This is a genomic window from Duganella caerulea (assembly GCF_040362985.1).
Lineage (GTDB): Bacteria > Pseudomonadota > Gammaproteobacteria > Burkholderiales > Burkholderiaceae_D > Rugamonas > Rugamonas vulcania.
This window is the reverse complement of sequence record NZ_BPWJ01000004.1, coordinates 421,317-435,049: the sequence shown is the minus strand read 5'-3', so window position 1 is coordinate 435,049 and position 13,733 is coordinate 421,317. Positions and strand designations below refer to the sequence as shown.

General features: G+C 69.8%; 9 protein-coding genes. 4 read left to right on the top strand and 5 right to left on the bottom strand.

Translation table 11 applies throughout. The annotated features are described in order from the left end of the window. Positions 1 to 23 precede the first annotated feature (23 nt). Positions 24 to 971: a glycosyltransferase family 2 protein gene (locus ACUJB0_RS14695; RefSeq protein ID WP_444845871.1), complete on the top strand. Its 948-nt coding sequence runs from the start codon at positions 24 to 26 to the stop codon at positions 969 to 971. Positions 972 to 974: 3 nt separating this feature from the next. After that, positions 975 to 1,391: a GtrA family protein gene (locus ACUJB0_RS14690; RefSeq protein ID WP_444845870.1), complete on the top strand. Its 417-nt coding sequence runs from the start codon at positions 975 to 977 to the stop codon at positions 1,389 to 1,391. 10 nt (positions 1,392 to 1,401) lie between these two features. Here the strand turns inward: ACUJB0_RS14690 and ACUJB0_RS14685 are convergent, their stop codons facing one another. Continuing rightward, positions 1,402 to 3,492, bottom strand: coding sequence for a DUF7024 domain-containing protein (locus ACUJB0_RS14685; RefSeq protein WP_444845869.1), 2,091 nt, complete (start codon positions 3,490 to 3,492; stop codon positions 1,402 to 1,404). Positions 3,493 to 3,560: 68 nt separating this feature from the next. Beyond that, complete coding sequence (locus tag ACUJB0_RS14680) at positions 3,561 to 4,556, bottom strand: glycosyltransferase family 2 protein (RefSeq protein ID WP_444845868.1); 996 nt, start codon at positions 4,554 to 4,556, stop codon at positions 3,561 to 3,563. Positions 4,557 to 4,767: 211 nt separating this feature from the next. On the opposite strand from ACUJB0_RS14680, the gene ACUJB0_RS14675 reads away from it, so the two are divergent. Together ACUJB0_RS14675 and ACUJB0_RS14670 are read left to right on the top strand one after the other, a co-directional pair. Beyond that, entirely contained in the window at positions 4,768 to 6,177 is a 1,410-nt protein-coding gene (locus tag ACUJB0_RS14675) for an MBOAT family O-acyltransferase (protein ID WP_444845867.1), read from the top strand. Beyond that, positions 6,177 to 7,385, top strand: a complete 1,209-nt coding sequence (locus tag ACUJB0_RS14670) for a hypothetical protein (protein ID WP_444845866.1) — start codon at positions 6,177 to 6,179, stop codon at positions 7,383 to 7,385. The genes ACUJB0_RS14675 and ACUJB0_RS14670 overlap by 1 nt, the downstream gene beginning before the upstream one ends. Positions 7,386 to 7,425: 40 nt before the next feature. On the opposite strand, the gene ACUJB0_RS14665 is transcribed toward ACUJB0_RS14670, so the two are convergent. Genes ACUJB0_RS14665 through ACUJB0_RS14655 form a run of 3 tightly spaced genes read right to left on the bottom strand, consistent with a single transcriptional unit; the run spans position 7,426 to position 13,717 of the window. Further along, entirely contained in the window at positions 7,426 to 11,175 is a 3,750-nt protein-coding gene (locus tag ACUJB0_RS14665; RefSeq protein ID WP_444845865.1) for a glycosyltransferase, read from the bottom strand. After that, complete coding sequence (locus ACUJB0_RS14660) at positions 11,175 to 12,500, bottom strand: class I SAM-dependent methyltransferase (protein WP_444845864.1); 1,326 nt, start codon at positions 12,498 to 12,500, stop codon at positions 11,175 to 11,177. Before ACUJB0_RS14660 ends, ACUJB0_RS14665 begins: the two co-directional genes overlap by 1 nt. Then, positions 12,497 to 13,717 (bottom strand): ABC transporter ATP-binding protein, encoded by a 1,221-nt coding sequence (locus ACUJB0_RS14655; protein WP_444845863.1) that lies wholly within the window; start codon positions 13,715 to 13,717, stop codon positions 12,497 to 12,499. The genes ACUJB0_RS14660 and ACUJB0_RS14655 overlap by 4 nt, the downstream gene beginning before the upstream one ends. Between the last annotated feature and the right edge of the window lie 16 nt (positions 13,718 to 13,733).

Sequence of the window (13,733 nt, the reverse complement as noted above, 5' to 3'; positions counted from 1 at the left end):
CACCGATACTTACAGATGCTCAATTGAATCCCTTTCCCCAGCACCGGATCGCCATCGTTGTCCCGTGCTACAACGAAGCCCTGACCATCGCCGCCATCGTGCGCGACTTCAACGCCTGCCTGCCGGGCGCGCCGGTGTACGTGTTCGACAATAACTCCAGCGACGACACCCAGGCCGTGGCGCGCGCGGCCGGCGCCATCGTGCGCAGCGTGCGCCAGCAGGGCAAGGGCAATGTGATCCGCCGCATGTTCGCCGACGTCGACGCCGACGCCTACGTGATGGTCGATGGCGACGACACCTACGACGCCAGCGTGGCGCCGCAGCTGGTGCGCCGGCTGCTCGACGAGAGCCTGGACATGGTGGTCGGCACCCGCCACAGCGACGAGCAGGAAGCCTACCGCTTCGGCCACCGCTTCGGCAACCGCCTGCTGACCGGCTGCGTGGCGGCCGTGTTCGGCAACACCTTCACCGACATGCTGTCGGGCTACCGCGTGTTCTCGCGCCGCTACGCCAAGTCCTTCGCGGCGCACGCGGCCGGCTTCGAGACCGAGACCGAGCTGACCGTGCACGCGCTGGAACTGCGCATGCCGGTGGCCGAGGTGCCGACCCGCTACGGCGCGCGGCCGGACGGCTCGGTCAGCAAGCTCAACACCTACCGCGATGGCGTCCGCATCCTGTGGATGATCGTCAAGCTGTTCAAGAACGAAAAGCCGCTGCCGTTCTTCGGCCTGGGCGCCGGCCTGTGCGCGCTGCTGGCGCTGGTGCTGGCCGAGCCGCTGGTCGCCACCTATCTGCGCACCGGCCTGGTGCCGCGCCTGCCGACGGCCGTGCTGTGCACCGGGCTGGGCATGCTGAGCGTGCTGTCGCTGTCGTGCGGCCTGATCCTCGACACCGTGACCAAGGGCCGCATCGAGCAGAAGCGCTTCGCCTACCTAGCGGTGCCGGCGCCGCGCCCGGCGTCCGACGCCTGACCCATGCTGGCGCCGCACGTCCGCCTGCAGTTGCTGCGATTTGCCGTGGCCGGCGTGGCCGGGCTGGCGGTCGATGTGCTGGTGCTGTACCTGGCGCTGGCGCTGGGCAGCGGCTTCCACGCCGGACGCGTGCTGTCCTTCCTGTCGGCCGTGTGGGTCACGTGGCAGATCAACCGCCGCTACACCTTCGACGCCGCAACCGACAGCCCGTGGCGCCAGTGGTGGCGCTACGTCGGCGCCATGGCCTTCGGCGGCTTCGTCAACTATGGCGTCTCGGCCGCCGTGATCGCGCTGATGGCGCACTGGCCGGCCGCCGCGCCGCTGCTGCCGGCCGCGCCGTTGCTGGCGGTGTGCTGCGGCACGCTGGCCGGGCTGGCGCTGAACTTCCTCAGTGCCAAATTCCTCGTGTTCCAGCGCTGAGCCGCCTGGCTCACGGCTGCGGCAAGGCGGCGTCGATGGTTTCCAGGCTGTACAGTCCGATGCCCAGCTTGCGCTGGTCGCTGCCGTTGCCCAGTTCCTGCGGTGAGGTCGGCTTCGGCACCTTGATGGTGATCACGCGCACCGTGCCGTCTGTGGTGAAGCGCAGTTCCTTCATGCCGTGCGTGCCGTCCGCGCGCAGCGGCAGGGTCTGGCCGCCGGCCGTCACCTGGAAGTCCAGGCCGGCGTTCGGTCCGTAGGCCGCCACGTCCAGGCGCAGCAGCAACTGCTTGGGCAGCGGCTGGGCGAAACGCAGCGTGACCAGCTCGCCGTCGGACCAGCGGCCCCAGTCCTCCATGCCCGACAGCCCGGTGCTGCGCAGGGTGTTGTCCTCGGCCTCGGCGAAACGGTGCTGGCGCGCCTCCTCCGGCGGCACGATGCGCGCCAGCGTGAAGCCGCGCATGCCGCTGTGGCGCACCGCGCCGGCCGGCAGCGGATAGTCGCCCACCACCAGCAGCCAGGCGTGCGGCTGCGCCAGCGTCTCCGCCGGGATCGGCTGGCCGGGCGGCACCTGCAGCACGCTGGCCTCGACGCTGTCGACGAAGAAGCGGCTCTTGAGCAGGTTGCCGCCGTCGTCGCCGATGATGGTCAGGTGCTTGAGCTCCTCAGGCGCCAGGTAGTGGTGCGCGAACTGGCCGGCCTTGACGAAGGCGTCCGCGTGCTGCGCCATGCGGGTGTATTGGTTGAGCTTGACGCCGGAGACCACCACCACCAGCGGCGTGACGATGTAGACGAACCAGCGCGCCGCCTGGCGCGGCTGGGCGATCCACAGCAGCAGCGCCGCCACGCCGAAGGCGGTCAGCCCGAGCATGCTGCCGTGGTCGCGCGTGATGCCGTACAGGGTGGGGCTGTCGATGTAGTTGGGGGTGTAGACCGGGACCAGGTAGCGGCAGGCCGCCCAGGTCGCCAGCAGCAGCGGCAGCGCCACCAGCAGGCGGCCGCGCCAGCCCACGCCGGGGCGCGGCGCCGCCAGCTGGGTGCCGGCCAGCATCAGCATCAGCGGCAGCGCGAAATCGTAGTAGCGCATGTGCAGGCGCGCGCCGCTTTCGCCGCTGCCGCCGCCGGCCACCAGCGCCGTGAACAGCGCGGTCACCGCCACCAGCGACGGGATCATCAGCGCGGCGTAGGCCAGCAGCGTGTTGCTGCCGCGCGCGGCGCCGTTGCGCTGGACGCGGCTGGCGCACAGCAGCGCGGCGGCCGCCAGCGGCATGCCGCACATCAGCACCAGTCCCATCAGGTGGCCCTGCAGGCTGGCCAGTCCCAATTGGATCAGCACGCCCACGCCGGGCCGGGTCTGCGCCTGGTTGGAATAGAAGGTGCCCAGCAGGTAGAGGCCGTTGCGGCCGGCGTACAGGTAGCCCACCGACAAGCGCACCGCGGCGGCAGTGGCCAGCGCCACCACCACCAGCAGCAGCGCCTTGCGCAGCCAGCGCCAGCCGTCGCCGGCCTTGCGCTGGGCGAAGGCGGCATAGGCCAGGTACACCACGTAGGCCGGGATCAGGAACAGCGCGTGCACCTTGACCATCGCCATCAGGCCCAGGATCGCCGAGCTGAGCATCACGGCGCGGACGTCGACCCGGCCCAGCCCGCGCAGCACGGTCCAGCTGAACACCCAGAAGGCCCAGAAGTACATGGCCTCCGGCATGAAGTAGGCGGTGTAGCTATTGGTCGGCGCCAGCACGGCCAGCAGCGCGACCACGGCGGCCAGCCGGCGCGGCATGTACTGGCGCGCGATCAGGTACAGGAAGGGCGTGGCGGCGACGTAGAACACGGCGTTGATCAGGCGCGCGCACTCGAGGAAGCCCTCGCCGCAGAAGTTGGTCAGCCGGTACACCGTGTAGTACAGGTAGGACGGCACCTGCGTGTCCTTGAACGGCGTCAGGCGGGTGAAGCTGCTGTACGACCATTCGTCGCCGAACACGGTCGGATACAGGCCGATGTTGCGGAACACGATGAACAGGAAGATGGCCAGCAGCGCCAGCGAAAACAGGGCCGGATCGGACAGGCGGGGAATGCGGGCGGCAAGGCGGTGTAATGGGCGCATGGGCTATCGAATGGGTTGAAGTGGGGCGGCCGCAACGCGGCCGCGCCTGGCGGCCACGCGCCGTGCCGTCAGTCGCGGACGAGGGTGCTGCGCGTCACGCGCACGCGGCCCTGCAGCGGCTTGCGCGGCACCGAGGCGATGTCGTAGGCCAGGAAGGCCAGCAGCAGTTGCATGCCCATCAGGATAGGCATGGCCGACAGCATGACGGTGCCGGCCGCGGTCGGCAGGCCGGCGCGGGCCGAGTCGATCCAGTGCAAGCCGCCGTAGACGCTGCCCGACACCAGCATCAGCGCGCCCAGCGGCAGCTCGATCGAGGCCAGCGACATATTGCGCAGGTAGTAGTTGTAGAACACCCGCTTGCAGAAGTTGCGCACGTGCTTGGCCATGAACTCGGTGACGATCTTGGAAATCTTCAGGTTGCTGACCTCGTCGCCGTACACCGCGTTCATCGGCACGTCGTGCACCACCGCGTTCAGCGTGTTGAGGCGGAACAGCATGTCGGTCTCGAAGAAGTAGCGCTTGCTGATCTTGTGGAACGGCAGGTGGCGGGCGGCGTCGCGGTGGATCGCGGTGTAGCCGTTGGTCGGGTCGAACAGGTCCCAGTAGCCGGACGACAGCTTGGTCAGCAGCGACAGCATGGCGTTGCCGAACAGGCGCATCGGCGGCATGCTGCCGATCTGCTCCAGGTCGAAGAAGCGGTTGCCCTTGGTGTAGTCGGCCTCGCCGGCCAGGATGGGGGCGATGAAGGCCGGGATCAGTCCCGGATCCATCTGGCCGTCGCCGTCGACCTTGACCATGATGTCGGCGCCGTCGGCGATGGCGGCCTGGTAGCCGCTCATGACGGCGCCGCCCACGCCCTGGTTCTCCGTGTGCTCGACCACCACCACGCGCGGGTCGGTGTTATGGGCGCGCACATAGGCGCCGGACTGGTCGGGGCAGCGGTCGTCGACCACGTAGATGCGGTCCACCTCGGGGCCGATCGCCGCCAGCACGCCGAGGATATGGCGCGTCACTTTGTAGCTGGGAATGACGACGGCGACGGACGGGGATTTGGTTTGCTGCATAGTCTTCGGTGGCTTTGGTGGTTAGGGTGCGTCAATGCGGGGGCGTTTAAGGTACGGGGCGGCCCTTGGTGCGGCAAGTGCCGTTACAGCCGGTTACATATAAGGCAAGTATAATCCGCCGTGATTATACGGCAGGTCTGCGATAATGTTCGCCCCAGCAATCTTTTTGTTGACTGCTGCGACCCGGCCGGTCCCCTATCGAGGTTATTTCATGGTTTTTAGTTCCGCCACGTTCTTATTCTATTTCTTCCCCCTGTTCCTGATTTTGTATTACGTGCTGCCGTGGAAAAACGGCGTGCTGCTGGTCGGCAGCCTGCTGTTCTACGCCTGGGGCGAGCCGCGCTTCGTGCCGCTGCTGCTGGCGTCGGCTCTGCTGAACTACGGGGTGGGCTGGCTGATCAACGCCTCCAAAGGCGAGCGCCGCCGCCAGGCCATGCTGGTGCTGGGCGTGGCGGCCAACCTGGCGTTCCTGATGTATTACAAATATATCGGCTTCTTCGCCGGCATCTACAACCAGCTGGCGCAGCCGCTGGGCCACGGCGTGACGGTGCCGGCCGTGGTGCTGCCGCTGGGGATCTCGTTCTTCACCTTCCAGGGCATCTCCTACCTGATCGACCTTTACCGCCGCGACATCGAGGTGCAGAGCAGCTTCTGGCGCTTCGCCATGTACAAGGCCATGTTCCCGCAACTGATCGCCGGCCCCATCGTGCGCTACCGCCAGATCGCCCACGAGATCGAGCACCGCGACCTGCCCAACGCCCGCATCTGGGCCGGCTTCCGCCAGTTCATCGTCGGCCTGGCGCAGAAGATGTTGATCGCCAATACCGTGGCGCTGTCGGCCGACCGCCTGTTCGGCCAGGACCCGTCGCAGCTGACCACGGCCGGCGCCTGGATCGGCATCGCCTGCTACACCATCCAGATCCTGTTCGACTTCGGCGGTTACTCCAACATGGCGATCGGCATCGGCCACATGCTGGGCTTCAGCTACCCGCCCAACTTCGAGCGCCCGTACGCCTCGCTGTCGATGACGGAATTCTGGCGCCGCTGGCACATCAGCCTGTCGTCCTGGTTCCGCGACTACCTGTACATCCCGCTGGGCGGCAACCGCCACGGCCCGCTGCGCACCTACCTCAACCTGGGGCTGGTGTTCCTGCTGTGCGGCCTGTGGCACGGCGCCGCCTGGACCTTCGTGATCTGGGGCCTGTGGCATGGCGCCCTGCTGGTGCTCGAGCGGCTGGGCCTGGGCGCGGCGCTGGCGCGGTTGCCGGCGCTGGTGGCGCAGGCCTACACGCTGCTGATGGTGATGCTGGGCTGGGTGTTCTTCCGCGCCGACAGCGTGCCGCACGCGCTGTCCTTCCTGCGCACCATGGCCGGCCTGCAGCCCGAGGCGGCCATGCCGCACCCGTGGCAGCTCGACTTCACCGCCTCGTCGGCCGTGGCGCTGGCGATCGGCACGCTGATCGCCACCGTGCGCCTGCCGCGCCAGACGCTGGACGGCCGCGCCTCGGCGCTGCTGCGGGCCGCGCCGCTGCGCTCGGCCGCGCTGGTGGCGGCCCTCCTGCTGTGCGTGCTGAACATGGCCGCCGGCACCTACAACCCGTTTATTTACTTCCGTTTCTGATGATGACGTCTGTTTCCTCCGCCGGCCCGCTGCGCCGGCACGCGGCCAAGATCGCGCTGGTTGCGCTGCTGTCCATCCCCGCCATCGTCGGCGGCATGCACGCGGTGCACGACCGCCGCGGCGAGAACCGCGTGCTGGCCTCGTTGCCGGACCGGCCCACCGACTGGCCGTCGGCGCTGGCGCTGCCGCCCAAGCTCGATGCCTGGATCAACGACAACTTCGGCTTCCGCGCCGCGCTGCTGCAAGCCCACAACCGGCTGCGCTACCGCCTGTTCCACGAATTCCCGTCGATCCAGGTCGAGGCCGGCCGCCACGGCCGCATCTTCCTCAGCGCGCACGGCACCAACGTGCCGCGCTTCTCCGCCGTCAAGGCCGCCTGCGCGGGCGGCGAGACCAAGCCCGGCACGCCGGAATACATCGCCCGCCTGTTCCACGATTTCCACGCGATGGGGCTGCGGCCGCAGATGATGATCGTGCCGTCGGCGCCGGTGGTGGTGTACGACGACTTGCCGGCCTGGCTGGCGCCGGTGTGCGCCTCGGCCGCGACGCCGGTGGCCGGCTGGCTCGCTTCCGGCGCCTTCGGCCCGGAGGCGCAGCCGTCGATCTACTATCCGCTGCAGGAGATGCGCGAGATCAACCAGCGCGAGGTGCTGTTTCCCAAGCACTGGTTCCACTGGAGCGGCGGCGGCCTGGCCGAGGTCGCGCGGCTGACGCTGCCGCGCTTCGGCCGGCCGCTGGAGCCGGCCGCGCCGCCGCTGACGGTGGTCACGGTGGATGACATCCCGTCCGACATCTCGGGCCTGTTCGCCGGCATCCAGCTGAAGGGGCCGATCCAGGGCGTTGATTTCGCCGCGTCCGGCGTGGACTCGTGCTACGGCGGGCGCTGCTTCCCCGAGTTTAAGGAATACGCCGAGACGCTGTACGACATCTCGCGCTTCCACAATCCGAAGGCGCCCAAGCGCCGGCTGGTGATGTTGACCGATTCGTTCGGCTCGAAGGTGGCCGGCTGGTATTCGCGCTACTACTCGGATGTGGAGCAGGTGGCCACCAACAACATCGGGCAGCTGAGCACGGACCAGATCCGGCGCTTGAAGGAATATCTGTTCCGCGATCGCGAGAACATGGATCTGCTGATTTTGTATCACGACGTGGGCACCAGCACCGGCACCATGCAGGTCGGCCTGGAACGCTTCCACGAAAAGCCGTAGACCCGACCCCGACCCCGGCGTCCGGGGTGCGGGTTAAGCCTTAGCCTCGTTCGCCGCGCAGCACCGCCAGCAGGCCGGCCGCGTTGTCGGCCCAGGTCTGCCACGGCATGCCGGCCGACGATGGCGCCTTGCCCTGCGCATCGAGCGCCAGCCAGGCGCGCACGGCCTCGGCCAGCGCGGCGCCGTCGGTGCCGTCGAAATACTGCGCATGCTCGCCCGCCACCTCGCGGAACACCGGCAGCGCGCGCGCCAGCAACGGCAGCCCGTGGCTGGCCGCCTCGATCAGCGGCAGGCCGAAACCTTCCCCCTCGCTTGGCACCAGCAGGCACGCGCTGTCGCGGTACAGCTGCTGCAGCGCCTGGTCGTCCAGTCCCTGCAGCCAGAACAGGCGCTTGCCCAGTTGCGGATGCTGTTGCAGGCGCTGCACGATGCGCGGAATGGTGCGGCGCTCGTGCGCCGGCAGCGGCTTCCAGCCTTCGGCGCCGACGATCACCAGATGCGCTTCCACACCCTCGGCCCACAATTGCTCGAACGCGTCCAGCGCCTGCAGATGGCCCTTGCGCGGCTCGATCGTGCCCACCATCAGGAAGCTCGGCAACGCGGTGCAGCGCGCCAGCCCGGCGTCCGGCACGGACGGCGCGGCGGCCTCGTTGCCGATGTCGGCGCCGTGGTGCAGCACCGCCAGCTTCGGCAGCGGCGCTTTGGCGTCCTGCTGTTGCAGCCACTCGCGCAGCTCCTGGCGCACCGCGTCGGAGATGCAGATCAGGCGGTCGGACTCGGCGGCGATGCAGCGCAGCCAGGCGCCGTGGTTCTGGTCGGCGCCGGACGGGAAGAATTCCGGCCGCAGCACCGGCAGCAGGTCGTGCACCAGGAAGTTGACCTGCACGCCGCGCGCGCGCCAGTGCGCGTACAGGCCGGCCTGGGCGGCGGCCATCACCGCGCCCGGCGTGTAGTCGGCGCTGTAGAAGATGTCGCCGGTGCTGGTGTCGGCCACGCTGTCGTGCAGCTCGGCCTTGATGCCCAGCAGTTGCGCGGTGTAGCGGCGCGCGTAGCGGTAGTGCCAGCGGCCGCCCTCGTCGGTCAGGTACACCGGCTCCACGCGCCAGCCCGGCAGCGGCGCGCGCAGCAGCTCGGCCGCCTGGGTGCGCACCACGCGTTCGATGCCGGTCTTCAGGTCGTGGCGGGCGATGGCGGTGACGTCGACCAGCAACTGGCGCGGCAGCGCCGGCTCCGGCAGGCGGGCGATGGCCGCCGCCAGCTGTTGCAGCGAGGCTTCGTCGGCCGGCAGGTCGTCGCGTTCTGCCAGCGCGCGCAGCAGCGCCGGACGGTCGTGGCGCGCGTCGTCGGCCGCTTCGGCCATCGCCTCGGCGTACAGGCGCGCGCATTGCGCCGGGCTGTGTGCGGTGTGCAGCAGGTGCGCTGCGGCCGCGCCCAGTGCCTGGCGGCGGCCGGCGTCGTCGCGCAGGCCGTCCAGCGCGGCGGTCAGCGCCGCCAGCTCGAAATGGTCGGCCAGTTGCCAGACCGTGTCGGTCGGCAGCGCGGCCATCGAGCCGTTGGCGTTGACGATGGTGGCCAGGCCGTAGTTCATGCAGTCGAGCACGGCGGCCGAGGTCTCGCCGCGCGACACGCTGCGCAGCTGCACGCCGATGTCGGCCGCCTGCAGGTACTGGTGGTAGACCGCTTCGTCGGTCCAGCCAGCGATGCGGATGCGTTCATGGCCGGCGATGGCGGCCGTCACGTCGGCGCCGTAGTCGCCGCCGTGGTTCTCGCCCACCAGCACCAGCACGCAGCGCGGGTCGGCGTGCAGGCGCGAGGCCAGCCAGGCTTCGATCAGCTCCAGCGTCAGCTTGGTCGGCGCGATGAAGCCGAAGCTGCACACCAGCAGCGCGTCGTCGGCGATGCCCAGCGCGCGGCGGGCGGCGGCGCGGTCCTGTTGCGCCGGCAGCGCGCGCGGCAGCGGCACCACGTTCCAGTTGGCCGCCGCCTGCTCGCCGTACCACTGGCGCGCCAGGCTGCGGGCGTGCTCGGAATGGACGATGACGCGGGTGGCGTCCTGCAGCACCGCCAGGTTGCACGGATAGACGCGCATCGCCTCGGCCTGGTCGGTGTGCTGGCCTGCCAGCAGGGCGGGGTAGCCGTGGCTGTCGAACAGCGCCTGCGACCACACGCCGGGCATGTTGCCGGTGCGCTGTTCGTAGGCCAGCACGCCGCTCAGGAAGAAGTCATGCAGCACCACCACGCCCGGATGGCGGCGCAGCAGGCCGAACATGTGGGTGTGGAAGGGGCTGTTGCCGAACTGGTAGAGGATCTGGTCGTAATCGTCGGCGTGCTGGTCGAACCAGTCGACGCTGCGTTGCGGCAGCGCGGCCAGTTCCGGCGCCAGCGTCAGCTGGTTTTGTTGCAGCACCAGTTCGATGTCGAAGTGGTCCAGCATCGCCGGCAGCAGCTGCGCGGCGTAGTCGGCGATGCCGGTGCGCTCGGGCGGCAGCGGCGTGACGAAGGCCAGCTTCGGCTTGCGCGTTGGCGTGGCGCCGGCAGCGGCTTGGCCTGCGGCTTGGTCAGCGCCGGCCTGGCCGCGCCAGGCCTCCAGCGCGCGCACGGTGCGCTGTGCGGTCACGTCCCACGAGAAGCGCTTGGCCTGTTGGGCGCCGTGCGCGCGCAGGCGCTGTTGCAGCGCGTCGTCGGTCAGCACCTCGGCGATCTTGGCGGCGATGGCGGCCGGGTCGTCGGCGTTGAACATCGCCTCGTCACAGCCGATCACTTCCGGAATGCTGGTGTTGTCGGCGCCGATCACCAGCGCGCCGCAGGCCATGGCCTCCAGCGCCGGCAGGCCGAAGCCCTCGTGGCGCGACGGGAAGACGAACAGCGCGGCATTGCGGTACAGCTCGATCAGGTCGGTGTCGCTGACGTAGCCGGTGAAGATCAGCTCGTCGGCGGCCAGGCCGGCGCGCGCCGCGTGCGCCAGCAGCGCGTCGCGGTCGTGCTGGCCCACCTTGCTGGCGATCAGCAACTGGTGGCCGGCGCGCACCGTCGCCGGCAGCAGGCTGAAGGCGGTGATCAGGCCGTCGATGTTCTTGCGGGTGTCGAAGCCGCCCGGCGCGTACATCAGCATGGCGCGCGTCAGGCCGTAGCGGGCGCGCAGCTCGGACCACAGGCGGGCGTCCGGCGCGGCCGGCTGGAAGCTGTCGTCCACCGCGGTGGAGATGGCCACCACCTGCTCCGGCGCCAGCCGCAGCGCGTCGATGGCTTCCTGGCGCGAGTAGTCGGAGATCGACAGCAGCAGGCCGGCGCGGCGCAGCGAGGCGATCTTGCGCTCGTAGTAGGCGCGCTGGGCCGGCGTGCCGAGGTAGGCGTCCGGATTGAGGAAGGGGATCAGGTCGTACAGCACCACGGCGGTGCGCTCGGCGCCGGCGAAGGCGCCGACCGAGACCACGGCGTCGTCGACAAAGCCTTCGAACAGGCTGGTGACCAGCACCGCGTCCGGACGCAGCTGGGCGATGGCGTGCTCGCGCAGCAGCTCGGCGGCGCGGGTGCGGGCGCTGTTGTCGGTGTGCAGCTCGGCCAGCGGCACCGGCACTTCGAACACGCAGATGCGCTCGGGCGGCACCAGGCCGGCGAAGGCGGTGCGCAGGTCGGCGATGGCGTCGGCCAGCGCGCCGTTGAGCAGCAGCCAGACCTCGTGCGGGCCGGCGTTGCGCGCCACACCCAGCGCCAGCGCCAGCGAATAGCGGCCGATGCCGCGGAAGCGGCTTTCGGATTGGGCTCCCTGCAAATCGATGACGATACGCATCAATGTTTCCTTGTCTTCTTGAGCGCGGATTGAAGGTCGCGGTAGACGCGCAGCGCGCGCGGCGACATGTCGCCCAGCGGCGCCTGCGGTTCGGGCGGCATGGCCTGGCCGGCGGCGATGCTGGCCTGGTAGACGCGGGTCACGCCGGGGATGCGCAGCAGCAGCGGCCGCAGCAGGCGCTTGACGCGTGGCCAACGCTGCAGCGTGCGGGCGGCGGCCAGCAGCGCGGCCCTGGCGCGGGTGCGCGGACGCAGCACGACGCGCGCCCGGTGCGCCCAGCCGCCCACCATGCGCCATGGCGCGGTGATGCGCCACGAGCTGCTGGCCAGCAGCGCGGCCACTTGCTGCGCGGCCTGCTGGCGCGCCTCCTCGGCCTGGCGCAGCGCCTGTTCGGTGGCCTGCATGCGGCCGCCGAGTTCGCCCAGCGACCGCGCCAGTTCCTCGCTGCGGGCCGCGTTGGCCTGGCCCAGCCGCGTCAAGCCTTCCAGCGCGGACTCGGCGCCGGAAAGGCGCAGCTTGCTGTCGATGGTGTGCTGTTCCAGCTCGGCCAGCGCGGCGCGCAGGGCGTCGTCGCGGCCCTGCAGGCGCTGCTCGAAGCGCTGCGCCAGCTGGCCCAGCGCCAGGCCGTAGCCGGCGCCGAAGGCGGTTTCGAACGGCGCCAGCACGGCCGGCTCGGCCTGCTTCTGCGCGACCACCGCGTAGTCCGGGCTGACGCCGTCAAGCACATTGATCAGGGCGACCGGCGTGTCGCCGCGCAGGCCCGCTTCCTCCTGCAGGCGCACCACCTTGTGGCGGCCGAAACCGCCGAACTCGGTGACGAAGGCCAGCAGCTGCGGCGGAATCGGCCGCAGGTGGGTGGGGTCGAGGTAGAAGCTGGACGCGCCCACCACCAGGTTTTCCGGGTTGGGCGTTTCCATGATCAGCAGGCCGCCCGGCAGCAGCACGCGGCGCGTCTCGGCCACCAGCGTCTGCAGCAGCTCGAACGGGATGTGCTCGACCAGGTGGAAGGCCGACACCACGGCCAGGCTGTTGTCCGGCAGCGCGCGCAGGCAGGCGACGGCGTCGCCCAGCTCGACATCCAGGCCGCGCTCGCGGCAGGCCGCCAGCATGCCGTCGTCGAGGTCGACGCCGTGGGCGTGGAAGCCCTGTTCGCCCAGCAGCTCCAGCCACTCGCCGCGGCCGCAGCCGAGGTCGAGCGCGGCGGGCGGATCCTGCAGCGTGCGCAGCGGCGCGAAGAAGGGCTCGTAGGCGCGCAGGCGCTGCTTGATCAGCTCGCGCGAGCCGCGGTAGCGGTCCTCGAAGGCGCGGTAGAAGCCGGCGCTCATCGGGCGATCTCGATCGCCGGTTCCAGCCAGCTGGTGCCGACGAATTCTTTACGGTTCATGTTCATGACGATAAACAGCAGCGCCAGGTCGCGCCACTCGTAGTTGTCGGCCAGGTGGGTCTCGTTGCTGGTCAGCGCGGTGGTCACCGAGTAGCTGCCGGGGCCGAGGTTGAGCGGGAAACGGAAGCAGTACTCGATCTGCTCGCCGGCGCGCAGGCCGGTCAGCGGCTGCTCCATGTGGTGGGTGTTGGTGCCGTAGATCTGCTGGCCCAGACGGTCCTTGATCATATAGCCCAGCACCAGGCGCGGCAGGTCTTCATGCACCTTCACCTTGACCCGCAGCGTGACCGGCACGCCGACGTTGAGCACCTCCAGCGGCGCGCCGTCGGCGTTCTCGATGCTGATCGCGGTGACCGTGGCCTTGCCGTTGCCCGAGCTGGTCTGGGTGCGGCCGTCGGCGGCGGTGGTCTGCTCGACGTTGACGCCGTCGCGCTCGGCGATCAGGGCGTTGTAGTAGTCCATCACTTCCTCCGGCCGTCCCTGGAAGGCCAGGCGGCCGCGGTCGAGCAGCAGCGCGCGGTCGCAGATCGACTGGATCGCGGCGCGGTCGTGGCTGACGATCAGCAGCGTGGTGCCCAGCTTGCGGAACTCGCGGATGCGCTCGAAGCTCTTGTGCTGGAAATACGCGTCGCCCACCGACAGCGCCTCGTCGACGATCAGCACGTCCGGGCGGCGCACGGTGGCCACGCTGAACGCCAGCCGCATCTGCATGCCGGACGAGTACACCCGCACCGGCTGGTCGATGTAGTCGCCGATGTCGGCGAAGGCCTCGATCTCGGGCATCAGCGCGCTGATCTCCTCGACGGTCAGGCCCAGCAGCTGGCCCGCCATGTAGGCGTTCTGGCGGCCGCTGAACTCGGGATGGAAGCCCATGCCCAACTCCAGCAGCGCGGCCACGCGGCCGGTGATCTGCACGCTGCCGGTGGTGGGCTGGGCGGTGCCGGTGATCAGCTTGAGCAGCGTGCTCTTGCCGGCGCCGTTGATGCCGATGATGCCGACCGCCTCGCCCGGCGCCAGCTGGAAGCTGACGTCCTGGATCACCCACTTGAGGCGGTGGCGCGGACCCATGGCCGGCAGCACCCACTCGGCCAGGCGGCTCCAGCGGTTGCCGTATTGTTTGTAGGCCTTGCCCAGTTGTTTGACGCTTATGCTGCCCATGGTGTGCTCCCGGTGT

Excerpts from the sequence above, each read along its gene's own strand:
- ACUJB0_RS14670 (WP_444845866.1), top strand. The coding sequence starts at position 6,177 with ATGATGACGTCTGTTTCCTCCGCCGGCCCGCTGCGCCGGCACGCGGCC.
- ACUJB0_RS14675 (WP_444845867.1), top strand. The coding sequence starts at position 4,768 with ATGGTTTTTAGTTCCGCCACGTTCTTATTCTATTTCTTCCCCCTGTTC.
- ACUJB0_RS14680 (WP_444845868.1), bottom strand. The coding sequence starts at position 4,556 with ATGCAGCAAACCAAATCCCCGTCCGTCGCCGTCGTCATTCCCAGCTAC.
- ACUJB0_RS14665 (WP_444845865.1), bottom strand. The coding sequence starts at position 11,175 with ATGCGTATCGTCATCGATTTGCAGGGAGCCCAATCCGAAAGCCGCTTC.
- ACUJB0_RS14655 (WP_444845863.1), bottom strand. The coding sequence starts at position 13,717 with ATGGGCAGCATAAGCGTCAAACAACTGGGCAAGGCCTACAAACAATAC.
- ACUJB0_RS14685 (WP_444845869.1), bottom strand. The coding sequence starts at position 3,492 with ATGCGCCCATTACACCGCCTTGCCGCCCGCATTCCCCGCCTGTCCGAT.
- ACUJB0_RS14690 (WP_444845870.1), top strand. The coding sequence starts at position 975 with ATGCTGGCGCCGCACGTCCGCCTGCAGTTGCTGCGATTTGCCGTGGCC.
- ACUJB0_RS14660 (WP_444845864.1), bottom strand. The coding sequence starts at position 12,500 with ATGAGCGCCGGCTTCTACCGCGCCTTCGAGGACCGCTACCGCGGCTCG.